Origin of the sequence: Pseudomonas sp. K2I15, assembly GCF_002204795.1 — a bacterium.
Classification (GTDB): Bacteria; Pseudomonadota; Gammaproteobacteria; order Pseudomonadales; family Pseudomonadaceae; genus Aquipseudomonas.
This window is the reverse complement of sequence record NZ_NIXO01000022.1, coordinates 30,406-54,854: the sequence shown is the minus strand read 5'-3', so window position 1 is coordinate 54,854 and position 24,449 is coordinate 30,406. Positions and strand designations below refer to the sequence as shown.

At 60.4% G+C, this 24,449-nt stretch carries 22 protein-coding genes; 11 read left to right on the top strand and 11 right to left on the bottom strand.

Annotation, left to right across the window (positions count from 1 at the left end; genetic code table 11):
* Positions 1 to 5: 5 nt before the first annotated feature.
* Together CEC48_RS15315 and mfd are read right to left on the bottom strand one after the other, a co-directional pair.
* The gene (locus CEC48_RS15315; RefSeq protein ID WP_088424504.1) at positions 6 to 575 is read right to left on the bottom strand and encodes a CsiV family protein; all 570 of its coding nucleotides are present in this window, start codon (positions 573 to 575) and stop codon (positions 6 to 8) included.
* An 11-nt stretch (positions 576 to 586) separates the two neighbouring features.
* Positions 587 to 4,036, bottom strand: a complete 3,450-nt coding sequence (mfd, locus tag CEC48_RS15310) for a transcription-repair coupling factor (RefSeq protein WP_088424503.1) — start codon at positions 4,034 to 4,036, stop codon at positions 587 to 589.
* 339 nt (positions 4,037 to 4,375) lie between these two features.
* Between mfd and CEC48_RS15305 the strand changes: the two genes are divergently transcribed.
* Positions 4,376 to 5,839: a glyceraldehyde-3-phosphate dehydrogenase gene (locus CEC48_RS15305; RefSeq protein ID WP_088424502.1), complete on the top strand. Its 1,464-nt coding sequence runs from the start codon at positions 4,376 to 4,378 to the stop codon at positions 5,837 to 5,839.
* A gap of 188 nt (positions 5,840 to 6,027) precedes the next feature.
* Here the strand turns inward: CEC48_RS15305 and CEC48_RS15300 are convergent, their stop codons facing one another.
* Both CEC48_RS15300 and CEC48_RS15295 read right to left on the bottom strand, forming a co-directional pair.
* On the bottom strand, positions 6,028 to 7,326 hold the full coding sequence (locus CEC48_RS15300; protein WP_088424501.1) for an MFS transporter: 1,299 nt from the start codon (positions 7,324 to 7,326) through the stop codon (positions 6,028 to 6,030).
* 193 nt (positions 7,327 to 7,519) lie between these two features.
* Positions 7,520 to 8,062: a chalcone isomerase family protein gene (locus CEC48_RS15295; RefSeq protein ID WP_088424500.1), complete on the bottom strand. Its 543-nt coding sequence runs from the start codon at positions 8,060 to 8,062 to the stop codon at positions 7,520 to 7,522.
* Positions 8,063 to 8,126: 64 nt separating this feature from the next.
* Between CEC48_RS15295 and CEC48_RS15290 the strand changes: the two genes are divergently transcribed.
* The gene (locus CEC48_RS15290) at positions 8,127 to 9,137 is read left to right on the top strand and encodes an FAD:protein FMN transferase (RefSeq protein WP_088424499.1); all 1,011 of its coding nucleotides are present in this window, start codon (positions 8,127 to 8,129) and stop codon (positions 9,135 to 9,137) included.
* Between the two features lie 189 nt (positions 9,138 to 9,326).
* On the top strand, positions 9,327 to 10,721 hold the full coding sequence (gene sthA, locus CEC48_RS15285) for a Si-specific NAD(P)(+) transhydrogenase (protein WP_088424498.1): 1,395 nt from the start codon (positions 9,327 to 9,329) through the stop codon (positions 10,719 to 10,721).
* Positions 10,722 to 10,763: 42 nt separating this feature from the next.
* Here the strand turns inward: sthA and CEC48_RS15280 are convergent, their stop codons facing one another.
* A complete protein-coding gene (locus tag CEC48_RS15280; protein ID WP_088424497.1) occupies positions 10,764 to 11,486 on the bottom strand; it encodes a glycerophosphodiester phosphodiesterase in 723 nt (240 codons plus the stop codon).
* 66 nt (positions 11,487 to 11,552) lie between these two features.
* The gene (locus CEC48_RS15275; protein WP_088424496.1) at positions 11,553 to 12,137 is read right to left on the bottom strand and encodes a PilZ domain-containing protein; all 585 of its coding nucleotides are present in this window, start codon (positions 12,135 to 12,137) and stop codon (positions 11,553 to 11,555) included.
* A gap of 94 nt (positions 12,138 to 12,231) precedes the next feature.
* On the opposite strand from CEC48_RS15275, the gene CEC48_RS15270 reads away from it, so the two are divergent.
* Genes CEC48_RS15270 through CEC48_RS15260 form a run of 3 tightly spaced genes read left to right on the top strand, consistent with a single transcriptional unit; the run spans position 12,232 to position 15,476 of the window.
* Positions 12,232 to 13,482, top strand: coding sequence for a lipoprotein-releasing ABC transporter permease subunit (locus CEC48_RS15270; RefSeq protein ID WP_088424495.1), 1,251 nt, complete (start codon positions 12,232 to 12,234; stop codon positions 13,480 to 13,482).
* Positions 13,483 to 13,489: 7 nt separating this feature from the next.
* On the top strand, positions 13,490 to 14,173 hold the full coding sequence (gene lolD / locus CEC48_RS15265) for a lipoprotein-releasing ABC transporter ATP-binding protein LolD (protein ID WP_017477213.1): 684 nt from the start codon (positions 13,490 to 13,492) through the stop codon (positions 14,171 to 14,173).
* Between the two features lie 58 nt (positions 14,174 to 14,231).
* Entirely contained in the window at positions 14,232 to 15,476 is a 1,245-nt protein-coding gene (locus CEC48_RS15260; RefSeq protein WP_088424494.1) for a lipoprotein-releasing ABC transporter permease subunit, read from the top strand.
* A 118-nt stretch (positions 15,477 to 15,594) separates the two neighbouring features.
* Here CEC48_RS15260 and CEC48_RS15255 read toward each other — a convergent pair whose 3' ends face one another.
* Positions 15,595 to 16,950 carry a heavy metal sensor histidine kinase gene (locus CEC48_RS15255; protein WP_176438722.1) on the bottom strand — a complete coding sequence of 452 codons (1,356 nt, stop codon included), beginning with the start codon at positions 16,948 to 16,950 and terminating at the stop codon, positions 15,595 to 15,597.
* Positions 16,947 to 17,627, bottom strand: a complete 681-nt coding sequence (locus tag CEC48_RS15250; RefSeq protein WP_088424493.1) for a heavy metal response regulator transcription factor — start codon at positions 17,625 to 17,627, stop codon at positions 16,947 to 16,949. The genes CEC48_RS15255 and CEC48_RS15250 overlap by 4 nt, the downstream gene beginning before the upstream one ends.
* A 156-nt stretch (positions 17,628 to 17,783) precedes the next feature.
* On the opposite strand from CEC48_RS15250, the gene CEC48_RS15245 reads away from it, so the two are divergent.
* Together CEC48_RS15245 and queF are read left to right on the top strand one after the other, a co-directional pair.
* Entirely contained in the window at positions 17,784 to 18,308 is a 525-nt protein-coding gene (locus tag CEC48_RS15245) for a plastocyanin/azurin family copper-binding protein (RefSeq protein ID WP_088424492.1), read from the top strand.
* Positions 18,309 to 18,365: 57 nt separating this feature from the next.
* On the top strand, positions 18,366 to 19,196 hold the full coding sequence (queF, locus tag CEC48_RS15240; protein WP_088424491.1) for an NADPH-dependent 7-cyano-7-deazaguanine reductase QueF: 831 nt from the start codon (positions 18,366 to 18,368) through the stop codon (positions 19,194 to 19,196).
* 126 nt (positions 19,197 to 19,322) lie between these two features.
* Here the strand turns inward: queF and CEC48_RS15235 are convergent, their stop codons facing one another.
* Both CEC48_RS15235 and CEC48_RS15230 read right to left on the bottom strand, forming a co-directional pair.
* On the bottom strand, positions 19,323 to 19,589 hold the full coding sequence (locus CEC48_RS15235) for a DUF4404 family protein (RefSeq protein ID WP_003218929.1): 267 nt from the start codon (positions 19,587 to 19,589) through the stop codon (positions 19,323 to 19,325).
* A 110-nt stretch (positions 19,590 to 19,699) separates the two neighbouring features.
* Positions 19,700 to 20,311 carry a phosphatase gene (locus tag CEC48_RS15230; RefSeq protein WP_088424490.1) on the bottom strand — a complete coding sequence of 204 codons (612 nt, stop codon included), beginning with the start codon at positions 20,309 to 20,311 and terminating at the stop codon, positions 19,700 to 19,702.
* Positions 20,312 to 20,507: 196 nt separating this feature from the next.
* Here CEC48_RS15230 and CEC48_RS15225 point away from each other — a divergent pair, with 196 nt between their 5' ends.
* From CEC48_RS15225 to rssC, 3 genes are all read left to right on the top strand, one after another.
* Positions 20,508 to 21,197 (top strand): VacJ family lipoprotein, encoded by a 690-nt coding sequence (locus tag CEC48_RS15225; RefSeq protein ID WP_088424489.1) that lies wholly within the window; start codon positions 20,508 to 20,510, stop codon positions 21,195 to 21,197.
* A 346-nt stretch (positions 21,198 to 21,543) separates the two neighbouring features.
* Positions 21,544 to 22,725, top strand: coding sequence for a two-component system response regulator RssB (rssB, locus tag CEC48_RS15220; RefSeq protein ID WP_088424488.1), 1,182 nt, complete (start codon positions 21,544 to 21,546; stop codon positions 22,723 to 22,725).
* Positions 22,725 to 23,207 (top strand): anti-sigma factor antagonist RssC, encoded by a 483-nt coding sequence (rssC, locus tag CEC48_RS15215; RefSeq protein ID WP_068587814.1) that lies wholly within the window; start codon positions 22,725 to 22,727, stop codon positions 23,205 to 23,207. The genes rssB and rssC overlap by 1 nt, the downstream gene beginning before the upstream one ends.
* Positions 23,208 to 23,405: 198 nt before the next feature.
* Here the strand turns inward: rssC and tal are convergent, their stop codons facing one another.
* Complete coding sequence (gene tal / locus CEC48_RS15210; RefSeq protein WP_088424487.1) at positions 23,406 to 24,332, bottom strand: transaldolase; 927 nt, start codon at positions 24,330 to 24,332, stop codon at positions 23,406 to 23,408.
* Positions 24,333 to 24,449: the final 117 nt, after the last annotated feature.

Below are 24,449 nucleotides of genomic sequence, written 5' to 3'. Positions count from 1 at the left end.
CTGGATCAGTCCTGGACGTCGGGCGGTGGAGCGCTGGGCGGCTTGGCGGTCAGCGAAGTGATCTTGATCAGCAGGGCGAGGTGGCCGCCGTCCAGGTAATTGAGTTGGTTGTTCTTGGTGCGCACGTCTTGCTGGCTGAGGTGCTCGCTGGCAATCACACTGCCGTTGGCGTCGAACTGGTTGACCCAAAAGTCTGCATCGATGTCGGTAAAACGTCCGAGTTGCAGGCTCAGGGTGCCTTCGATAGGAAACTGCCCGAACTGTTCCGTACCGTCACTGATCGCCAGCTTGATCGGCTGCTCACCGAGGTTCTGCTCCCAAGTGCGGTGCAGCAACACCGTGTAGCTATTGTCGGCATTGAGTTTGTCGACGATGTTGCCCAGCCGCGGCGGGCTCATTTTGTCGGCCGGCAGGCGGGGTGCGCCGGCGTCCCAGTTTTCCGGCGCCGCGCGGCTATTGATCACCGGCTCGGCGTTCTGGCGCACCAGGATCATCTCAACCAGGTACGGGCTGTCGGCAAACGCCGAAGGGGCAACGACCACCAACAACAAGCTCAAAATGCGGAACAGGCGCATTGGGGCGTCCTTCAAGCAGATTTCGGGATGAGGCGCTCAAACAGCGCCTCCAGTGTATTAAAACGTTCTTCGGCGCGTTCCATCGGCACCATGAATTTGAACAGCGTAGCCCCTTCGAACTTGTAGCGATTGGGCTGGCCCTGAATCAGCTTGATCAGCACCAGCGGATCCACCGGCGTCTGCGCTTCGAACTCGATACGCCCGCCTTGCGGCCCGGCGTCGACCTTCTTGATGCCCAATTGCTCGGCCTGCAATTTGAGCAGGGTCAGGCGCACCAGGTTCTTGGTCGGTTCCGGCAACAGGCCGAAGCGGTCGATCATCTCCACCTGCAGGTCCTTGAGGCCGTCTTCGTCGGTGGCCGAGGCGATGCGCTTGTACAGGATCAGCCGCGCGTGCACGTCTGGCAGGTAGTCTTCGGGAATCAACGCCGGCAAGCGCAGGTTGATTTCCGGGCCGCCACCCAGCGGTTGATCGAGGTTCGGTTGCTCGCCCTTGCGGATGGCTTTCACCGCCCGTTCGAGCATTTCCATATAAAGGGTGAAGCCCACGGCCTGGATCTGCCCGCTCTGGCCGTCGCCCAGCAGTTCGCCGGCGCCACGGATTTCCAGGTCGTTGGTGGCCAGCACAAAGCCGGCGCCGAGGTCCTGGGTGTTGGCGATCGCTTCCAGGCGCTTCTCGGCGTCGGAGGTGATCTGCTGGCGCGGTGGCGTCAGCAAATAGGCATACGCCTGGTGGTGACTGCGGCCGACCCGGCCGCGCAGTTGGTGCAACTGCGCGAGGCCGAACTTGTCGGCCCGCTCGATGATGATGGTGTTGGCGCTCGGCACGTCGATGCCGGTTTCGATGATGGTCGAGGCGATCAGCACGTTGAAGCGCTTGTGGTAGAAGTCGCTCATCACCTGTTCGAGGTCGCGTTCGCGCATCTGCCCGTGGCCGATGGCGATCCGCGCTTCCGGCACCAGTTCTGCGAGGTCGGCGGCGCATTTCTCGATGGTTTTTACATCGTTGTGCAGGTAGTAAACCTGGCCGCCACGCAGCAACTCACGCAGCAGGGCTTCCTTGACCGTGCTTTTGTTCTGCTCCATCACGAAGGTGCGCACCGACAACCGGCGCGCCGGCGGCGTGGCGATGATCGACAGGTCGCGCATGCCCGACACCGCCATGTTCAACGTGCGCGGAATCGGCGTGGCGGTGAGGGTCAGTATGTCGACTTCACTGCGCAGGGCCTTGAGCTGTTCTTTCTGACGGACACCGAAGCGGTGCTCTTCGTCGATGATCACCAGGCCAAGGTTCTTGATCTTCACATCGTCCGACAGCAGCTTGTGGGTGCCGATGACGATGTCGATTTTGCCTTCCGCCAGGTCGGCGATGGCCGCGTTCACTTCTTTGGCCGACTTGAAGCGGCTCATCACTTCAACGGTCACCGGCCAGTCGGCAAAGCGGTCGCGGAAGCTGTTGTAGTGCTGCTGGGCGAGCAGGGTGGTCGGCACGAGGATCGCCACTTGCCGGCCGCCATGCACCGCAATAAAGGCTGCGCGCATTGCGACTTCGGTCTTGCCGAAGCCCACGTCGCCGCACACCAGGCGGTCCATCGGCTTGGGCGCCAGCATGTCGGCGCGCACGGCGTCGATGGTGGTTTGCTGGTCTGGGGTTTCTTCGAAGGCGAAGCCAGCGCTGAAGGTGGCGTAGTCGGCTTTTGGGTCGGCAAACGCATAACCTTCGCGAGCGGCGCGGCGGGCATAAATGTCGAGCAGCTCGGCGGCCACGTCGCGCACCTGTTCAGCGGCCTTGCGCTTGGCTTTCTGCCAGGTCTCGGAGCCGAGGCGGTGCAACGGCGCCAGGGCGTCGTCGCTGCCGGTGTAGCGGGCGATCAGGTGCAGGTTGGCCACGGGCACGTAGAGCTTGGCGCCCTCGGCGTATTCCATGGTGAGAAACTCTGCCACCTGGTTGTCGATCTCCAGGGTTTGCAGGCCCAGGTAGCGGCCCACGCCGTGGTCGATATGCACCACCGGCGCGCCTTCGCGCAGTTCGGTGAGGTTCTTGATCACCGCGTCGTTGTTGGCGTCGGCGCGTTTTTCGCGACGGCGACGTTGCATCACGCGTTGGCCGAACAACGGGCTCTCGGCAATCAGCGCCAGGGCCGGGTCGTCCAGCAGCAAGCCTTCGTCCAACGGTGCGATGGTGATCGCCAGGCGATCCTTGCTCGCGACAAAGTCTGGCCAGCTGTCGACGGTTTTCGGCCGCAGCTTCAGGCGTTCCAACAGCTCCAGCAGCACTTCGCGGCGCCCGGCGGACTCGGCGGTAAACAGCACGCGGCCGGGGAAGTCGCCGAGGAAACTCGACAGCGCTTCCAGCGGCTGGTTGGCCTTGGCTTCAATCGCCAGGTTCGGCAGCGCTTGCGCCGGGAAGCGCTCGCGGCCTGCACCGGCGTCCACGTCTTGCTGGCTGGCGACCACGCGCGGCCAGTTTTTCAGGCGGGCGAAGCAGTCTTCTACCGGCAGGAACAGTTCGGCCGGTGGCAATAAAGGACGGGACGGGTCGACGCGGCGTTCTTCATAACGGTTGCGCACGTCATTCCAGAAGTTTTCCGCCGCCTGTTCGATGCCTGGCAGCGAGAACACTTGGGTGTCCTGGGGCAGGTAATCGAAGAGGGTCGAGGTTTCGTCGAAGAACAACGGCAGGTAGTACTCGATACCGGCGGGGGTAATCCCGCTGCTCAAGTCCTGAAAGATCGGGCAGCGCCGGAAGTCCACGTCAAAACGCTCGCGGAAACGCGCCTTGAAGCGCGTGACCGCATCTTTTTGCAGCGGAAATTCCCGGGCCGGCAGCAGTTTGATCGACTGCACCTTGTCGATGGAGCGCTGGTTTTCCGGGTCGAAAGTACGCAGGGTTTCGATTTCGTCGTCGAACAGGTCGATCCGGTACGGCAGTTTGCTGCCCATCGGGAACAGGTCGATCAACGCGCCACGCACCGCGAACTCACCGTGCTCATACACCGTGTCGACGCAACGGTAGCCGCTGGCCTCAAGCCGGGTGCGCATTTGCTCCACGTCGAGCTTCTGGCCGATATCCAGCACCAGGCTGCTGCCCAGCAGGAACTTGGTCGGCGCCAGGCGGTGCAAGGCCGTGGTGATCGGCACCACCAACACGCCGTGAGCCAGTTCCGGCAAGCGGTACAGGCTGGCGATGCGCTGGGAAATGATGTCCTGGTGCGGCGAGAACAGATCGTAGGGCAGGGTTTCCCAGTCCGGGAAATGCAGTACCGGCAAATCGGGGGCGAAGAAACTCAGCTCCTGTTCCAGCCGCTCGGCACTTTGGCTGTCGGCGGTGAGCAGCAGGGTAAAGCGCTTGGCTGCGCTGGCAGCCTCGGCAATGGCCAGGCTCAGGGCGGCACCGGGCAGATTGCCCCAGTGCTGTTTACCTGCCGCAGCAGGGAGAAGCGGTAGACGCAGAACGGGCACGGAAGGTTGAGCTCCAAGCGTTGCGACAAAGTCGGTAATTGTAACGGCCCGAGGTGCCGCCTGTCAGTTGCTGACTGTGCCTAATGCGTATTGAGGGAAATGTAGTGGCTAAGACAAACAAAGGCGTCTTTTGACTCATTATGTAGTGCCGAAATCGACGTATGTTTCGGAGGGTTACGGACACTTTGTCACGTTGCTCCAACAAGGGGTGTGCTGGAAGCCACGTATTTACTGGGCTCCAGCGGGGCGATATTTTTTTGCAAGGGGTTTTGTTGCGGAGCGCGCATTGCTCCAGGGGCGGTCGGGCGGCATAATGTAGCCCCTTTTTTCTGCCCCTACATGTGGAAGGTTCCCGTGACTCAGAAGCCCGACCAGTGTCTTGGTGAATGGATCGACCGTGAAGCACTCGCTGAAGCGATGATTCCGCTTATCGGTCAGCTATACCGCAATAACAACGTGGTGAGCTCGATCTATGGCCGCAGCCTGATCAACCAATCAGTCATCGCGATTCTCAAGGCTCATCGCTTTGCTCGCCATCGTTCCGCCGACGACAGCGAACTCTCCGTCCACGAAACATTCCCCCTGCTGAAAGCCATGAGCGAGCTCAAGCTCGGCGCGGCCTCGGTAGACCTGGGCAAGCTGGCCTATAAATTCCGCAAGGAAGGCGCTGGCCGCACCGCCGAGCAGTTCGTCCGTGAAGAAATGGCCGACGTGGTTGGCCAGCAAAACGCTGCGGCCCGCAAGGGCACCGATGTTGTGCTGTACGGCTTCGGTCGTATCGGCCGCCTGCTGGCGCGCATCCTGATCGAAAAAACCGGTGGCGGCGACGGCCTGCGCTTGCGTGCCATCGTGGTTCGTAAAGGTGCAGACAACGACCTGACCAAACGCGCCAGCTTGCTGCGTCGCGACTCGGTACACGGTCCGTTCAACGGCACCATCGTCATCGACGAAGAAAACAACACCATCACCGCCAACGGTAACCTGATCCAGGTGATCTACGCGAAAAACCCGGCTGAGGTGGATTACACCCAGTACGGCATCAAGGACGCACTGCTGGTGGACAACACCGGTGTGTGGCGCGACGCCGAGGGCCTGGGCCAGCACCTGGCGTGCCCGGGTATCGACCGCGTTGTCCTGACTGCGCCTGGCAAGGGCAAGCTGAAGAACATCGTGCACGGTATCAACCACGGTGAAATCACCGCTGACGACAAGATCGTGTCCGCCGCTTCCTGCACCACCAACGCTATCGTGCCGGTGCTGAAAGCTGTAAACGACAAGTTCGGCATTGTTAACGGTCACGTTGAAACGGTTCACTCGTACACCAACGACCAGAACCTGATCGACAACTTCCACAAGGGCGATCGCCGTGGCCGTAGCGCCGCGCTGAACATGGTGATCACCGAGACCGGTGCTGCCACCGCTGCTGCCAAGGCCCTGCCTGAACTGGCCGGCAAGCTGACCGGTAACGCGATCCGTGTTCCGACGCCGAACGTGTCGATGGCCATTCTCAACCTGAACCTTGAGAAAGCCGCCACCCGTGAAGAGATGAACGAGTACCTGCGCTACATGGCGCTGCACTCCGATCTGCATAAGCAAATCGACTTCGTTAATTCCCAGGAAGTGGTTTCCACCGACTTCGTTGGCTCGCGCCACGCCGGTGTGGTGGACGCTGAGGCGACCATCTCTCAAGACAACCGCGTTGTTCTGTACGTTTGGTACGACAACGAATTCGGTTACAGCTGCCAGGTGGTTCGCGTGATGGAAGACATGGCCGGGGTTAACCCGCCAGCATTCCCGCGCTAAGCATCAGCGGTAAATGAAAAAAGCCCCGACTGGTTCGGGGCTTTTTTATGTCTGCGGGTTTTGTAGTGGCTGGCAGGGCCTCTTCGCGAGCAAGTCGAATCGTCGCACCGCCGCTCCACATTCGACCGCATTTCTTCAGGGCATACGCGGGTAAATGTGGGAGCGGGCTTGCTCGCGAAAGCGACCTATCAAGCGCCGCCGACTATCGAGGCCTGCGCGGTGCGCAGTTCATGACGGTTGCCCTTGAACAGGATCAGTGTAGCGATCAAGCCCATGACTGCTGCGCCGCTGAGCCAGATGCCCGGTGCCGCCTTGTTGTCCAGCACGTGGATCAGGTAGGTGCAGGCCGCCGGAGTAAAGCCACCAAAGGTCGCTGTCGCCAGGCTGTAGGCCAGGGAGAAACCGGTGGTGCGCACTTCGACCGGCATGATTTCGGTCAGCGCTACAACCATCGCACCGTTGTACGAGCCGTACAGGAACGACAGCCAGAGCAACACGATCAGCAAATGGCTGAAGCTCGGGTTGGCCACCAGCCACGACAGCGCCGGGTAAGCCGTGAGGATTGCCAGAATGGTCGCACCCAGCAGCAGGGGTTTACGCCCGATCTTATCGGACACCGCACCCATCACCGGCAGCCAGATGAAGTTGGAGATGCCCACGCACACAGTTACCAGCAGCGCGTCGAAGTCCGACAGGTGCAGTTCGGCCTTGCCGAAAGTCGGGGTGTAGGCGGTGATCAGATAGAACGACACGGTGGTCATCACCACCAGCGCCATGCCGGCGATAACGATGCCGAAGTTCTGACCGATCGAGCGGACGATTTCCTGCAGGGTAGGGCGGTGTTTACGCGCCTGGAATTCAGGGGTTTCTTCCAGGGAGCGACGAATCACGAAGATCACCGGCACGATCAGGCAGCCGATCAGGAACGGCACGCGCCAGCCCCAGTCACCCATTTGTTCGGGGCTGAGCCAGTGGTTGAGGCCCACACCCAGCAATCCTGCGAACACGACGGCGGCTTGTTGACTGGCGGACTGCCAACTGACGAAGAAGCCTTTGCGGCCCGGTGTGGCGATTTCCGCCAGGTACACCGACACGCCGCCCAGCTCGACACCGGCGGAGAAGCCTTGCAGCAGGCGACCGAACAGCACGATCAGTGGCGCCGCGACGCCCAAGGTGGCATACCCGGGAACGCAGGCGATCAGGACGGTGCCGGCCGCCATCAGCGCCAGGGTGATCACCAGGCCCTTTTTACGGCCGTGACGGTCGATGTAGGCGCCGAGGAAAATCGCGCCCAAAGGACGCATCAGGAACCCGGCGCCGAAGGTCGCCAGGGACAGCATCAGGGATGCGAAGGCGCTGTCGGTCGGGAAAAATGTCTTGGCAATGGCCGTGGCGTAGAAGCCGTAGACCATGAAGTCGAACATCTCGAGGAAGTTACCGCTGACAACGCGAAAGATCGCCTTGCCCTTGCCCGTTGTAGTGGACATGTCATGCACTCATTTTGGCTATCTTATTAGTAATCCCTGGTCGCAACCGTCCTTGCTGTTAAAGCCTTGGCACGAAGCTGGCGCTGAACAGTTTTGTAACGATATGTGTATAAGCCACCACAGGCAACAAAAACCCGATAGCAAACTGGCAAATTGCCGCAGGTGCCGAGGGTGATGAAAATCTAATGTGGGATCAGTTGAGGAGGGTTTTGCGCAGGCTGTCGGACAGACCCTTTGGTTCCAGCCAGATGCCCAGATAAGCCTTCGCCAGTTCGTCATTGCGACTGCTGAACACCACTGTGTCGTTGATTTCCAGGCTTAGCCCGCGCTGGGGCCGAAAATCCAGCGCATAACGGTCGCCGCTACGAATGTCGCGAAAGCTTTTGTGCAATTGCTCCACTTCAGGCTTCAAGCGGGCGAGGGCGGCGGGCGTTTGCTGGCGTTCGAGGGTGGCGGTGGCGGCCTTGATCACATCGTTGCGGTCGATATCGCGAAAGTAATACAGCTCCAGGCGCAGGTCCTTTTGCTGATCCAGGGCCTGTTTGGCGCTCAGGTCAGCCTGGGCGAACAGCGCTGCCGCATACACGTCTGCCCACAGGTAGGTCAGGACGGCCTGGTTTTTCAGAACCAACTGATGCGATTGCGCCGGAAAATCGGCTTGTTTGAGCCGATCAGCTTCATTCGCCAGCACCGGTACCGAAAACATCAGCAATAAACAGATAACGACATGCCGCATAATGACCCGTCCTGAAATGGCGCTTGCCTACAGGTTAATTCAATTTCCGACTGCGAAAGGTTTTATGGGCTGCCTGCGGCATATTTTGGTTTTATGCGGGCTCGCGGCGCTGGCCGGCTGCGGCGGTGATTCGCTGGAGCGCTTCGGTGGCCCGACCATGGGCAGCACTTATTCGATCCAGTATGTGCGTACGCCGGGCGCGCCTGCGCCGGCCGAGGTCCAGCGCCAGGTGGAAGGCATTCTGGCGCAGGTCGACCAACAGATGTCGACCTACCGCAGCGACTCCGACATCGAACGTTTCAACGACCTGCCGGCCCATAGTTGCCAGCCGATGCCGGAACCGATCCTGCAGCTGGTGCGCACCGGCGAGCAGTTGTCCCAGGCCAGCGAGGGCGCATTTGACCTGACGGTCGAGCCGCTGATGAACCTGTGGGGCTTCGGCCCTCAGGCCCGTGAGATAAAAGTCCCGGATGCCACAACCCTTGAGCAGGTCCGCCAACGCGTCGGCCACCAGTTTTTGCACATCGACGGTAACCAGTTGTGCAAGGACGCCGCCGTCGAAGTCGACTTCAACAGCATCGCCGCCGGGTACGCAGTGGACCGCATTGGCGCACAACTCACCCAGCTGGGCATCCACAGCTACCTCGCCGAAGCCACCGGCGAACTCAAGGCCGCAGGCGTCAAACCCGACGGCTCGCCTTGGCGCATCGCCCTGGAAGAACCCCGCGACGATCAGCAAGTGGCCGAAAAAATCATCGCCGTGGATGGCTTCGGTGTATCGACATCGGGTGACTATCGCAATTATTTCCAGCAGGATGGTCGGCGTTATTCCCATACCCTGGATGCCAGGACCGGCGCGCCGATCACGCATCAACTGGCGTCGGTGACCGTGTTGCAACCTTCGGCACTGATGGCCGATGGATTATCGACGCTGCTGCTGATCCTCGGGCCCGAACAAGGTTGGGAATACGCCGAAAAACACCAGGTCGCCGCGTTTTTTGTGATGCGTGAGGGCGCTGGTTTCGTCACACGGAGCAACAAGGCATTCGAGCAACTGACGGCAGTGAAGCCGTAACGAACGCTGTGTAATAAAGGCAAAACTGGCCTACGACGCGACCAAGGGTTAATGTGCGCGGCGTTGAGCCTTCTATAGACTGTGCCCCGGCTCACACACTTGAGCCAATTGATCCTTCATGACCGCTGGCCGCGGCATGATTTAGCCAGGCGCCCAACCGTGCGCCCTGGCCTGTTCTGAGGAGTACGCATGGCTGTCTACAACTACGACGTAGTGGTACTGGGTTCCGGCCCAGCTGGAGAAGGTGCGGCGATGAACGCCGCCAAAGCAGGGCGCAAGGTGGCGATGGTCGATAGCCGTCGCCAGGTCGGCGGTAACTGCACCCACCTGGGTACCATCCCGTCCAAGGCCTTGCGTCACTCGGTGCGCCAGATCATGCAGTTCAACACCAACCCGATGTTCCGGGCCATTGGTGAGCCGCGCTGGTTCTCGTTCCCGGACGTGCTCAAGAGCGCTGAAAAAGTCATTTCCAAACAGGTTGCCTCGCGTACCGGCTTCTATGCCCGTAACCGCGTCGACCTGTTCTTCGGCACCGGCAGCTTCGCCGACGAGCAAACCGTCGAAGTGGTCTGCGCCAACGGCGTGGTCGAGAAACTGGTGGCCAAGCACATCATCATCGCCACCGGCTCGCGCCCGTATCGCCCGGCGGATATCGATTTCCACCACCCGCGTATCTACGATAGCGACACCATCCTCAGCCTGGGCCACACCCCGCGCAAACTGATCATCTATGGCGCCGGCGTGATCGGCTGTGAATACGCCTCGATCTTCAGTGGCCTGGGTGTATTGGTCGAGCTGGTGGATAACCGTGACCAGTTGCTGAGCTTCCTCGACTCGGAAATTTCCCAGGCGTTGAGTTACCACTTCAGCAACAACAACATCACCGTGCGCCACAACGAAGAGTACGATCGGGTTGAAGGCCTGGATAACGGTGTGATCCTGCACCTGAAATCCGGCAAGAAGATCAAGGCCGATGCCTTGCTCTGGTGCAACGGCCGTACCGGCAACACCGACAAGCTGGGCATGGAAAACATCGGGGTCAAGGTCAACAGCCGTGGCCAGATCGAGGTGGACGAGAACTACCGCACCTGCGTGACCAACATCTACGGTGCCGGTGACGTGATCGGCTGGCCAAGCCTTGCCAGTGCCGCCCACGACCAGGGCCGCTCGGCGGCTGGCAGCATTGTCGACAACGGCAGCTGGCGCTACGTCAACGACGTGCCAACCGGGATCTACACGATTCCCGAGATCAGCTCGATCGGCAAGAACGAGCACGAACTGACCAAGGCCAAGGTGCCTTACGAAGTCGGCAAGGCGTTTTTCAAGAGCATGGCGCGTGCGCAGATCGCCGGTGAGCCGCAAGGCATGCTGAAGATCCTGTTCCACCGCGAAACGCTCGAAGTGCTCGGGGTGCATTGCTTCGGCTATCAGGCGTCGGAGATCGTGCACATCGGCCAGGCGATCATGAACCAGCCGGGTGAGCAAAATACCCTCAAGTATTTCGTCAACACCACCTTCAACTACCCGACCATGGCTGAAGCCTATCGGGTAGCGGCCTACGACGGCCTCAACCGGCTTTTTTGAGCGGCTCCGGCCGGTGGCCTGAGCCGGCCGGGGAGACCGATTTCAGTAATTCCCGAGGGTGGCAGTGGCCAAACCGGGAAAGTCTGTAATCAGGCTATCTACGCCGAAGTCGGCGAGCCTGCGCATCAGCGCGGGTTCGTTGACTGTCCACACCGACACGTGCAAACCCTGGCGCTGGGCTTTTTCCAGCCGCTCGGGGGTGCACAACGTCCAGTTCAACGCCAGAATCTCACAGCCATAGTTGGCCGCGACCTTCAACGGGTCTAGCCAGGCGTATTCGGCTACCAGCCCACGGGACAGGTCCGGGGTGAGGTCCAGCGCTGCTTTCAACACTTCCCGGGAGCTTGAGGTCACGGTGACCTTGTCCATCAGCCCGAAACGCTGAGCCATTTCACGGATGGCCAGTACGGTGGTTGCTGCACGGGTGCGCGACGCGCTTTTGACTTCCAGTTGCCAGTGATCGAAGTCGCACTGTTCGAACAGTTCTTCCAGGCGCGGGATAGGGCAGGGTTTGACCCAGCCTGGGCCGCCTTTGCGTGCGTCCATCTTGACCAGGTCGGCGGCTGAATACTCGACGACCTTGCCGCGCCGGTCGGTGGTGCGCTTGAGGGTTGGGTCATGAATGACCATCAACTCGCCGTCCATGGACAGGTGCAAATCCAGTTCGCAACGGCGCACGCCGTGCTTGAGGCATTCCTGGAAGCTGGTCAGGGTGTTTTCCGGTGCTTCGCCTTTGGCACCGCGGTGGCCGTAAATCAGGGTCACAGTTGCTCCTTTACGCCAGGGTTCCTGGCTGGATGGATGACGCGACGCGCCATTCAATGTTCGTATTCAGGTGTCGGACTCGTCGCTTTTTTCCCGCGCCAGGCGCCGTTCCTGGGCCTGCTTTTGCAAGATATAGCGTGCCAGTAGCTGGCGTTGGGCATCGGTCATGGCTTCGAATTCCGTGCCGATTTCAAAGCCGCCGGTCTTGGCATCGCAATGGGTGACCTTGGCCCGCAGCAACAGGCCGAGCGCTTGCGGCATCAGCACCAGCTTGACCGCCAGCTGGCTGTCGGGCTGGATCGCCGTGGGGTTCAGGAATTCGATGCCGCCTTCGGAGATGACCACGGGCTGCGGCGTACCGATCTCGCCCAGCAGGCTTTGCGCCATGATCTGGCTGAGCAAATCCATGCGTTTGTTCTGCACTTTGAGGAAGGCGGCCAGGGTGCGATCCCGCTCGCCGATCTGGCGCAGCAGGTGCTGGGATTCGAATTCACTCAGGTGCAACTCGCTGAGCAGATTGAACAGCGGCGAATCATCCAGCAACACTTCCTTGCTCAGCGCTTCCGGGCCCGACAGTGGGGTAATTTCCAGTGCGATCATGTCCTCGATACGGTAGTATTCGCGGCGATCTTCTTCATCTAATGTCGACATGGCGAACCCAAGGCAGCGGTGATGGTCTGAGTGTAAAGCTGCTTACCTGACCCCGCCACAAGGACGTCTTCTTTTCCTCCGAACAAGCCCCGACATGTTCAGACCTCTCTTCGTATTTATTGGCACGCGTTATACCCGTGCAAAACGTCGCAATCATTTTGTGTCGTTCATTTCCTTGACCTCGATGATCGGGCTCGCCCTTGGCGTTGTCGTGATGATCGTGGTGCTGTCGGTGATGAACGGCTTCGATCATGAGATGCGCACGCGCGTGCTGGGCATGGTGCCCCACGCGACCATCGAGTCTGGTGAACCCATCAGCGACTGGCAAAGCCTGGCCGCCAAGGTCAAGCAGAACCCCAAAGTGCTGGCGGTTGCGCCGTTTACGCAGATGCAGGGCCTGTTGACCAACGACGGCAAGGTGCAGAAAGTCCTGCTCAATGCCATCGACCCGGCGCAGGAACGCAACGTCTCGATCATCGATAACTTCATGCAGCAGGGCAAACTGGACGACTTGTCGCCCGGCAGCTTTGGCATCGTTATTGGCGACAAGGCGGCGGCCAAGCTGGGCGTGGGCATCGGCGACAAGCTGACCTTCGTCGCGCCGGAAGTCACCGTGACCCCGGCCGGCATGTTCCCGCGCATGAAGCGTTTCACCGTGGTCGGCATCTTTCATGTCGGCGCCGGTGAGATCGATGGCTACCTGGGTTTGACCAACCTGACCGACCTTGCCCGCCTGCATCGCTGGAAGCCGGATCAAGTGCAGGGCCTGCGCCTCAAATTCAACGACCTGTTCGACGCGCCGCGTACCTCGTGGGAAATCGCCCAGCACCTGGGTGAAAACCAGTACTACGCTCGCGACTGGACCCGTACCCACGGCAACCTGTACCAGGCCATCCGCATGGAAAAAGCCATGATCGGCCTGCTGTTGCTGCTGATCGTCGCCGTGGCCGCCTTCAACATCATCTCCACGCTGGTGATGGTGGTGAACGACAAGAAGGGCGATATCGCGATCTTGCGTACCCTTGGCGCCACGCCGGGGCAGATCATGGCGATCTTCATGGTGCAGGGCACGGTGATTGGCGTGGTCGGCACCTTGATCGGCACCGTGGTGGGGATTCTCGCCGCGCTGAACGTGAGTGCGGCGATCGCCGGGCTGGAAGTGTTGATCGGCCACAAGTTCCTCAACTCCGACGTCTACTTCATCGACTACTTGCCGTCCCAGGTGCAGAGCCAGGACGTGTTGATGGTCGGCGCCGCTGCGTTGGTCCTGAGTTTTCTTGCCACCCTGTATCCAGCCTGGCGCGCGGCACGTACCCAGCCGGCGCAGGCTTTACGTTATGAGTGAATCGGGCATGAGTGAAAAAGCAATCCTGAGCTGCCGCAACCTGGGCAAATCCTACGAGGAAGGCCCGGAATCCGTGGTGGTGCTGTCCAACCTGCAGTTGGAGCTGCACCCGGGCGAGCGCGTGGCGATCGTCGGCAGTTCCGGTTCCGGCAAAAGTACCTTGCTCAACCTGTTGGGCGGCCTTGATACGCCGTCCCAGGGCAGCGTGTGGCTGGCCGGCGAAGAACTGTCGGCCCTGGGCGAGAAGGCCCGTGGCCAGCTGCGCAACCGTTCGCTGGGCTTTGTGTACCAGTTCCACCACTTGCTGCCTGAGTTTACCGCCCTGGAAAACGTCTGCATGCCGCTGTTGATCGGCAAGACGGCGATCCCGGAAGCGCGTCAGCGTGCCAAGGCGTTGCTGGAGCGCGTCGGCCTGGGCCATCGCCTGGAGCACAAACCGGCTGAATTGTCCGGCGGCGAGCGCCAGCGTGTGGCGATTGCCCGCGCCCTGGTCAACAACCCGGGCCTGGTGATGCTCGACGAGCCCACCGGCAACCTCGACTCCCACACCGCGCAGGGCATCAAGGACTTGATGCTGGAACTGAGCACCCAGATGCGCACCGCGTTTTTGGTGGTGACCCATGACATGAGCATGGCCCGTCAGATGGACCGCGTGCTGCATCTGCAGGAAGGTCATCTGGTCGCCATCTGACCTGTTTCAAGCCCGGCGCCTGACGCCGGGTTTTCTATTTTTTCAACGGTGCCCGCGAATGTTCAGACCGTTATCGATTTTCATCGGCACGCGCTATACCCGCGCCAAGCGCCGCAACCGTTTTGTTTCGTTTATCTCGATGACCTCGATGATCGGCCTCGCCCTGGGCGTGCTGGCGATGATCGTGGTGTTGTCGGTGATGAACGGCTTCCAGCGGGAAATGAGCTCACGCATCCTCGGCATGGTGCCCCACGCGACCATCGTTGGCGTAAAGCCGATCAGCGACTGGCAGCCGGTGGCCGCCGCTGCGATGAAGAACCCTGAAGTGACCGCCGCCGTGCCGTTCACCGAGATGGACGGCATGCTGTCCTACAAGGGCGCGATGCAGCCGATCCAGATCAGCGGTGTGGACCCGGCCCAGGAAGGCAAGGTGTCGATTGTTGCCCAGCATATCGTCCAGGGCCATCTGGAAGACCTGAAGCCGGGTGAGTTCGGTGTGGTGATCGGCGAAATCACGGCCAGGCGCTTCCGTCTGAACGTTGGCGACAAGCTGACCCTGATCGTGCCGGAAATCAGCAGCGCACCCGGCGGTATCACCCCGCGCATGCAGCGTTTGAACGTGGTTGGCGTGTTCAAGGTGGGGGCTGAACTGGATGGCTCGATGGCCTTGATCCACATGGCCGATGCCGCCGAGATACAGCATTGGGATCCGAACCAGGTGCAAAGCGTGCGCCTGGCGGTGAAGGACCTGTACGCGGCGCCCAAGGTGTCGGCGGATATCGCTGCCAGCCTTGGGGCTGACTACAAGGCGGACGACTGGACCCACACCCAGGGCAGCCTGTTCAGCGCGATGAAGATGGAAAAAACCATGATTGGCCTGCTGTTGCTGATGATCGTTGCCGTGGCGGCGTTCAACATCATCGCGACCTTGATCATGGTGGTGAACGACAAGGGCGCCGACATTGCGATCCTGCGCACCATCGGCGCCACGCCACGGCAGATCATGGCGATCTTCATGGTGCAGGGCACGGTGATCGGGATCGTCGGTACCTTGATCGGCGGCATCCTCGGCGTGATCGCGGCGCTGAACGTCAGTGAACTGGTGGGTTGGCTGGAGCGGGTGACCGGGCAGCATATCTTCAGTTCGGACGTGTATTTCGTCAGCAACCTGCCTTCGGAGTTGCAGGGTGGGGATGTGTTGCTGATTTGCTCGGCGGGGTTTGTGTTGAGTTTTTTGGCGACGATTTACCCGGCGTATCGCGCGGCGAAGATTGAGCCGGCGCATGCACTGAGATATTCGTAGTTCTTAAGGCCGCCTTCGCGAGCAAGCCCGCTCCCACATTTTGACCGAGTGCATTCAGGACGAATGCGATCGAAATGTGGGAGCGGGCTTGCTCGCGAAAGGGCCGGTAGAGCTTGCATCAATGCCCCTGCGGCAACTCAATCACAAACCTCGTCCAGCCCGTCCCGGACTCACAGAAAATCCGCCCGCCATGGGCCCGCACAATCGACTGGGTAATCGCCAGTCCCAGTCCCGCATGCTCGCTACTCCCTTCATGCCGCGCCGGATCTGCCCGGTAGAACCGATCAAACAACCTCGGCAACAACCCCTCTGGAATGCCTTCCCCGGTGTTTTCCACGCTCAACCTCACGCTTTGCCCGCCCTCGACAACCCGCACACTGACTTCGCCACCCGGCGGGGTGAACCGCAGCGCGTTATCCAGCAGATTGGAAATAGCGCGGCGCAACATGCTGCGGTCACCTGACGTGTTAGCGCCACCTTCCCGAACCAGCCGCACCTGGACGTCTTCCGCCAACGGCGCGAAAAACTCCAGCAATGCATCCACTTCATCCGCCAACACCAGGGTTTCGCGCTTGGGCACCAGCAGCCCATGGTCGGCCTTGGCCAGGTACAGCATGTCGTTGACCAGCTGCGCCATCCATTGCAGTTCTTCCAGATTGCTGTGCAGGGCCTCGCGGTAGTCCTCCAGCGCCCGTGGCTGCGTGAGGATGACTTGGGTGTGTGTCAGTAAATTCGACAGCGGCGTGCGCAGTTCATGGGCTATGTCGGCGGAGAACGCCGAGAGCCGCTGGAAGGCATCGTCCAGGCGCCCGAGCATCGCGTTGAAGGACTGGGCCAGTTCCGCCAGCTCGGCGGGCATTTGGTCCTGGGGCAGGCGCTGGGTCAGGGAATGGGCGGACACGCTGCCAGCCACTTCGCTCATGCGCCTCAGCGGTCGCAACCCGCTGCGGGCGGCCCAGGCACCGAGCAGGGCGGTGGCCAGGGCGGAAAGGCCGACGGTCAACCAGATCAGGTGCTGCATGCGTTGCAGGAAGTGTTGGTGGTGGGTGATGTCGAGCATCAGCGTCAGTTGTGGCGAATCGACGTTGCCGGGCACAAGGGGCTGGTTGTACACCCGGTAATCGGTTCCGGCGTTCTGCAAGCTGTGCAGGCCGGGCTCCTGGGGCAGGGTGATGCCCGGTGCGCCGTCGAACCAGCGCTGGTCGCCGGCGGTGATGCGCAGGGCCAGATCGGGCTGGCGATTGAGTTCTTCGCGCAGCTTCGTTTCTCTTAAGGCAAATAGCTCGGGTGTGTCGGCACCTTGCAATGTGCTGCGCAGTGCCACCAGCTTGCCGTCGAGCAACTGCTGGTCCAGCTCGATAAAGTGCGCCTCGCTGGCGTGGTTGAACAGCACGCCCGCCAGCAGCGAGACCACCGCTGTACAGCCGGCAAACAGCAGTGCCAGGCGGCTGGTCAGGGAAATGCGCTTGATCAACTGAACCGCTCCTCAAGCACGTAGCCCATGCCGCGCACGGTATGGATCAGCTTGTTGGGGAAGTTGTCATCGACTTTCAGGCGCAGGCGGCGGATCGCGACTTCGATGATGTTGGTGTCGCTGTCGAAGTTCATGTCCCAGACCTGGGAGGCAATCAGCGACTTGGGCAGCACTTCGCCCTGGCGGCGCAGCAGCAGTTCCAGCAGCGAGAATTCCTTGGCCGTGAGGTCGATGCGCTGGCCGTCGCGCTCCACCCGGCGGCGGATCAGGTCCAGACGCAGGTCGGCCAGTTGCAGGCTGGTTTCCTGGGGCGGGCTGCTGCCACGACGCAACAGGCTGCGCACCCGAGCCAGCAATTCGGAAAAGGCGAAGGGCTTGACCAGATAGTCGTCGGCGCCCAGTTCCAGGCCATGCACCCGGTCTTCCACGGCGTCCCGCGCGGTAAGGAATAGCACCGGCATGTCGAGCCCGGCGCTGCGTACGGCCTGGAGGATTTGCCAGCCATCACGGCCTGGCAGCATCACATCGAGGATCAACAGGTCGTAGTCACCGGTCAGCGCGAGGTGTTGGCCGCTGGTGCCGTCGGCCACCAGTTCGGTGTTGAACCCGGCCTCGGCCAGGCCCTGGCGCAAGTAGTGGCCGGTTTTCGGTTGGTCTTCGACGATCAGCAGTTTCATGGGCGGCTCATGGCGTTACGTAAACACAGGCTTTATACAGCGCGCTCCCGGCAGCAGGCTCAAGCTGACAAAGTTGTAATCTAGCCGTCAGCTGGTTGGCAGCGGCGCGTTCGTAAAGTGTCCCACAGACTGATTCCGAACCTTTGGAGTGTGACCATGTTTTTGCGTAAATCCTGGTTGTTGGCCGGCTGCCTGATGGTGCTGAGTTTTCCAGTACTGGCGTCGCCGGCTGAAACCTTCGCCTTCGGTGAAGCAGCGCCCGCGGCCAAGGCCACGCGTACCGTGGAAGTGGTGCTGCAGGACATTTCCTTTTCGCCCAAGGCAATCGAGGTAAAAGCGGGCGAGACCGTGCGCTTTGTGCTGGTCAACAAAGGCCAGTTGTTGCACGAGTTCAACCTGGGCGACGCGGCGATGCACGCCGCGCATCAGAAGGAAATGCTCAAGATGCAGGCCAGCGGCATGCTGACGGCGACCGGCATGGGCAAAATGGACCATAGTGCAATGGGCCATGGTGATATGGCAGGCATGAAACACGACGACCCCAACAGCGTGCTGGTAGAGCCGGGCAAGACTGCCGAGCTGACCTGGACCTTCACCAAGGCCGCCGGCCTGGAGTTTGCCTGCAACATCCCCGGGCACTACCAGGCGGGCATGGTCGGCAAGCTGACTGTCAGCCAGTAAGCCACTGACGGGCAAAGGCGGGTAGAATGGCGGCGTTTATTTAGCCAGGTTTCCGCCATGCATCCCGCAGCCGAACATTCGCCGCTGGGCAAGTCCAGTGAATACATCTCCACCTACACCCCTTCGTTGCTGTTCCCGATTCCCCGTGCCGCCAAGTGGGCCGAGCTGGGCCTGAGCGCCGAGACCCTGCCGTATAAAGGTGTGGACTTCTGGAACTGCTTCGAATTGTCCTGGCTGCTGCCGTCCGGCAAGCCTGTGGTGGCCATCGGTGAGTTCAGCATCCCGGCCGACTCGCCGAACATCATCGAGTCGAAATCCTTCAAGCTGTACCTCAACTCGCTGAACCAGACCGCGTTTGCCGATGTGCAGAGCCTGGAGGCAACCTTGCGCACCGACTTGAGTGCAGCCGCCGGCAAGCCAGTAGGCGTGCGTATCCGCAGCCTGGGCGAGGTTGAAGCCGAAGGCGTGGTCGCGTTGCCGGGTGTGTGCATTGATGACCTGGACATTACCGTCAGCAACTACGAGCATCCGCGCCCGGAACTGCTGCGTTGCGACGAGTCGCGTGTGGTGGAGGAGAGCGTCCACAGTCATCTGCTCAAGTCCAACTGCCCGGTGACCAGCCAGCCCGATTGGGGCAGCGTGGCGGTGGAGTACCGCGGTGCGGCGCTGGATCACGCCAGCCTGCTGGAATACCTGGTGAGCTTTCGCCAGCATTCAGACTTCCATGAACAGTGCGTGGAGCGGATCTTTCTCGACCTGCAGCGCCTGCTCAAGCCGCAGAAACTGACGGTGTATGCACGGTATGTGCGTCGGGGCGGGCTGGATATCAACCCGTATCGCAGCACGGAAGATGTGCAATTGCAGAACCTGCGTCTCGCTCGCCAGTAGCCTTTACACAAAGTAAATGTGGGAGCGGGCTTGCTCGCGAAAGCGGTGTATCAGTCAGCCTATGTATTAGCTGACGGGCCGCATTCGCGAGCAAGCCCGCTCCCACATTGGGTATGTGTTCGGCTATCAGATCCCGATATTACCCAGGGTTACCACAATATTGCGCAAGGTCCCGGCGATGCCCGGGTGGTCCAGTTCGAAGCGTTCTACTGCCAGGTTTACGCCATCGGCGATACTTGGGTCCTGAATGGCGCCTTCCAGCGGCTCCTGAACTTCCAGTTCAGCGATCAGTGTTTGCAGCTCTTCGCGCTTTTCGAGGGGCATTTCTGGATTCTGATCCAATTGCTCGCGCAAAATTTTGACCTGTTCTTGCAGTTGTTCGCGGGCAGGCATGGCGTTCTTCCTTTTATCGATAGGCACTGGCATAGACCGCGGCACGCCGTGAAAGGTCTACGGGCTGACCTGTAGATTAATCCACTGGCGCCGACTGTGCATGATCTCGATCAGGGCTTCTCGCCTTTGAGCTGGCGCAGGCTGATGTCGGCCAGGCAGGTGTGCAGCTCGCCGAGGTGGTCAATTACCGAGTGCACCCCCAGCCCGTACAGCGCAACCGTCGCCTTGGCGCGCTTGTGTTCGCGCTCCTGTTCGCTGAGTGCCTGCCATTGCGCCGGTGAAAGCCCGCACAGTGAGCCGCAGGAAGCCAGGCCGATGGTCCACAGCCCGGCGTTAAGCCCCGATTGCAGCAGGCGTGGCTCGCCGCTGACCAATACGCAGCCTTCCAGGCGTTCGATATTCAGTTCCATCAATGCCTGCCAGCACGCGTGGGGCGCGGGCCAGCGGGTGGGCGAGGGCTTGGCGGCCTTGATCCAGCGTGGCAGCACGGCAGCGAGGGGCGTGGAAACCGAAAGGGGTAACTCGTCCAGCCACGCGCAAGGCACGCGCTGTTCTTCGAGGCTGCGCAGGATCTTCAGAGCGCCGACGGTGGCCGGGGTGTCGCTTGAGGGGGCGGAATCGGCGCGGGCCTGGGAACCAAAATCCACCAGGCAACCACTCAGCCCGAACAGTACGGCCGTCAAGGACGGCGCGCTGGCAGCAACAATTTCGGCGTGTGGCATCTCGACGTCCCTGAAATAGCAGTCACGCTATCGGACGCTGATGACAGGCAAGTTACATTGGCTGTAATTGTAGGAATTTTGTCCATTTATTCGAATGACATTTCTGCAAGGCTGCCTAATCTGACACTTCCGTCATATACTGACGGCCTCATTCAGGGCATAGCGCCCATGACAGACCATTCAAGGAGTTCAAGCTATGCGCTGGAGCCAATGTCTAGCTCAGCTATCCGTGTGTGCCAGCGTATTGCTGGTGCCTTTCGCGGCCCAGGCGGCCTCGGAAGATGATCCATGGGAAAGCGTCAACCGCCCGATCTTCACCTTCAACGACACCGTTGACACCTACGCCCTCAAGCCTTTGGCCCAAGGCTATCAGTTCGTGACCCCGCAATTCGTGCAGGACGGCGTTCACAACTTCTTCCGCAACATCGGCGACGTCGGCAACTTTGCCAACGACGTGTTGCAACTCAAGCCTCACGCTGCCGGCGTCGACACTGCCCGTCTGCTGATGAACACCACGTTCGGCGTGCTGGGTTTCATTGATGTAGGCACCAAAATGGGGCTGCAACGCAATGACGAAGACTTCGGCCAGACCCTCGGTCACTGGGGCGTCGGTAGCGGTCCTTACGTGATGCTGCCACTGCTGGGCCCAAGCACCCTGCGTGACGCGCCGTCCAAGTACGTGGACAGCTACACTCAGCCATACCGCTACATGAACGATATCGGCTGGCGCAACAGCACCTTCGGCCTGAATATCGTCGACACACGTGCCAGCCTGCTGTCCTCCGAGAAGCTGATCAGCGGCGACAAATACACCTTCATCCGCAACGCTTACCTGCAGAACCGCGAGTTCAAGGTCAAGGATGGCAAGGTTGTAGACGACTTTTAAGCCTCAGGCTTGAATGAAGAAGGCGGCCCTCGGGTCGCCTTTTTTATCGGCGGGATTTGAGGTTTATCCGTGGCTTACGTCCTTACTTTAAGTCGCGGTTTCAAGCGTTCTTATAACCACCGGTGATTTGCGGTGTAAAGACGCCCGGCGACCATCGCCATGAGCTTGAAACCCCTGGCGGATGGGAGTACCGTCTGCGCCTTAGAAGGGCACCTCTGCTTTACCTTTGTGCATGGGCAAAATCCAGGTACTTTGTAGGACAGAGAGGCTAGAAAGCGAATCCAGTAGTGAGCCCGGCCATTGTCGAGCTGCCTACGCCAACCTAATTCTGGCGCCGTTTGCCCACATGCAGAAAACCAGTGCCACGCTGCTGATAATCGATGACGACGAAGTAGTGCGCGCGAGTCTCGCAGCCTATTTGGAAGACAGTGGCTTCAGCGTCCTGCAGGCCAGCAACGGCCTCCAGGGTCTCCAGGTATTCGAGCGCGACAAGCCCGACCTTGTGATCTGCGACCTGCGCATGCCTCAGGTGGGCGGCCTCGAGCTGATCCGCCAGGTGACTGACATTTCCCCGCAGACGCCGGTGATCGTCGTGTCCGGTGCCGGCGTGATGAACGATGCCGTCGAGGCCTTGCGCCTGGGCGCCGCCGACTACCTGATCAAGCCCCTGGAAGACCTGGCCGTGCTGGAGCACTCGGTGCGCCGCGCGCTGGATCGTGCACGGTTGCTGCTGGAAAACCAGCGTTACCGTGAAAAGCTCGAAACCGCCAACCGCGAACTCGAAGCCAGCCTGAACCTGCTCCAGGAAGACCAGAACGCCGGTCGCCAGGTGCAGATGAACATGCTGCCGGTGAGTCCATGGACCATCGACGAGTTCAAGTTTGCTCACCAGATCATCCCGTCGCTGTACCTCTCGGGTGACTTTGTCGACTATTTCCGCGTTGATGAGCGGCGTGTCGCGTTCTACCTGGCCGACGTTTCCGGCCACGGCGCCTCCTCGGCATTCGTGACCGTGTTGTTGAAATTCATGACCACACGGCTGTTGTTCGAATCCAAGCGCAATGGCACCTTGCCGGAGTTCACCCCTTCGCAAGTGCTGGGCCACATCAACCGGGGCCTGATCAGCTGCAAGCTGGGCAAGCACGTGACGATGGTCGGCGGCGTGATTGATGAAGAAACAGGTCTTTTGACCTACAGCATTGGCGGTCACCTGCCATTGCCGGTTTTATACACTCCAGACAGTGTGCGCTACCTGGAAGGGCGTGGTTTGCCGGTTGGCTTGTTCAATGAGGCCACCTACGAAGACCACATCCTGGAACTGCCGCCGACATTTAGCCTGACGCTGATGTCTGACGGTATCCTGGACCTTTTGCCAGAGCCTACACTCAAAGAGAAAGAAGCCGCCTTACCCCAACGGGTCAGGTCGGCGGGCGGCAGCCTGGATGGCCTGCGGCAGGTTTTTGGATTGGCCACGCTAGGGGAGATGCCGGATGATATCGCCCTATTGGTGTTGAGCAGGAATCTTTGATGAGTACCGGAAGAATCCAATTCGCCGAGCAAGACGGGACTTTTGTCCTGAAATTTGTCGGTGAAGTGCGCCTGACCTTGTGTTCGGCGCTGGATGCGACGATTGAGCGGATCTTCACAGCCTTGAATTTCTCGGCGATCGTGATCGATCTGACCGAAACCCGCAGCATCGATAGCACCACCCTTGGGCTGTTGGCCAAGTTGTCCATTCTGTCTCGGCAGAAGGTCGGACTGCTGCCGACTGTCGTCACCACCCACGAAGACATCACCCGTCTGTTGCAGTCCATGGGCTTCGATCAAGTGTTCAACATCGTTGATCGCCCGATCCCGTGCCCGGAATGCCTGACCGACCTGCCATCTCAGGACCAGTCCGAGGAAGTGGTACGGATCAAGGTGCTGGAAGCCCACAAGATCCTGATGGGCTTGAACGACTCCAACCGCGAGGCGTTCCACGACTTGGTGAATGCGCTGGAGCGGCACTAATTTCCAGCTGAAACACTGTCAAAGTGTGGGAGGGGGCTTGCTCCCGAAAGCGCCGGGTCAGTAGTGAATATAGCGACTGACACCCTGTATTCGGGAGCAAGCCCCTCCCACATTTTTGACTGAGTTCGGCTCGAAATCGGCTAATACAAAAAAAGGGCGGCACCCTTACAGGTGCCGCCCTTTTTGTCGCCGCCGTTTTTACAGCTTGGCGGTCAACAGTGCTTCGAGTTTTTCCTGGTCGCGGGCGAACTGACGAATGCCCTCGGCCAGCTTCTCGGTCGCCATCGCATCTTCGTTGGACTCCCAACGGAACTGCGCTTCGGTCAAGTGCACACGCGCTTCGCCCGCGTGGCCCGGCGCCAATTTGCGCTCCAGCTTGCCATTGTCGGCGGCCAGTTTTTCCAGCAGGTCCGGGCTGATGGTCAGGCGATCGCAACCGGCCAGCTCTTCGATCTGGCTCAGGTTACGGAAGCTCGCACCCATCACCACGGTCTTGTAGCCGTTGGCTTTGTAGTAGTTGTAGATGCGTGTCACCGACTGCACGCCCGGATCATCGGAACCGGTGTAGTCGTTGCCGTTGGCCTTCTTGTACCAGTCGTAGATACGGCCCACGAACGGCGAAATCAGGAACACGCCGGCTTCAGCGCAAGCCACGGCCTGGGCGAAGGAGAACAGCAGGGTCAGGTTGGTCTGGATGCCTTCCTTTTCCAGCTGCTCGGCAGCGCGAATGCCTTCCCAGGTGGAGGCGATCTTGATCAGCACGCGGTCGCGGCCAATGCCGGCTTTTTCGTACAGGTCGATCAGACGGTGCGCGCGCTTGAGTACGGCGTCGGTGTCGAACGACAGGCGGGCATCCACTTCAGTGGAAATGCGGCCGGGTACCACTTTGAGGATTTCCTGGCCGACGGCTACCGCGAAACGGTCGCTGGCCAGGCCTACGTCGCCGTTGCAGTCGGCAACGCACTCGTCCAGCAGCTTGGCATAAGCCGGGATCGATGCGGCCTTGAGCAGCAGCGAAGGGTTAGTGGTGGCGTCCACCGGCTTGACGCGAGCGATAGCTTCAAAGTCGCCGGTATCGGCAACGACAGTGGTGATTTGTTTGAGTTGTTCCAGCTTGGAAGTCATGGGCGTGCTCTGTCCTATGGGTCTGATGACATTACCCGAGCGCTGACAGCCGCTCAAGGGCGCAAATGCATTCGATCGTTTGCGAGGGCAACAACCTGAAAACGGCCGTTTGAAACA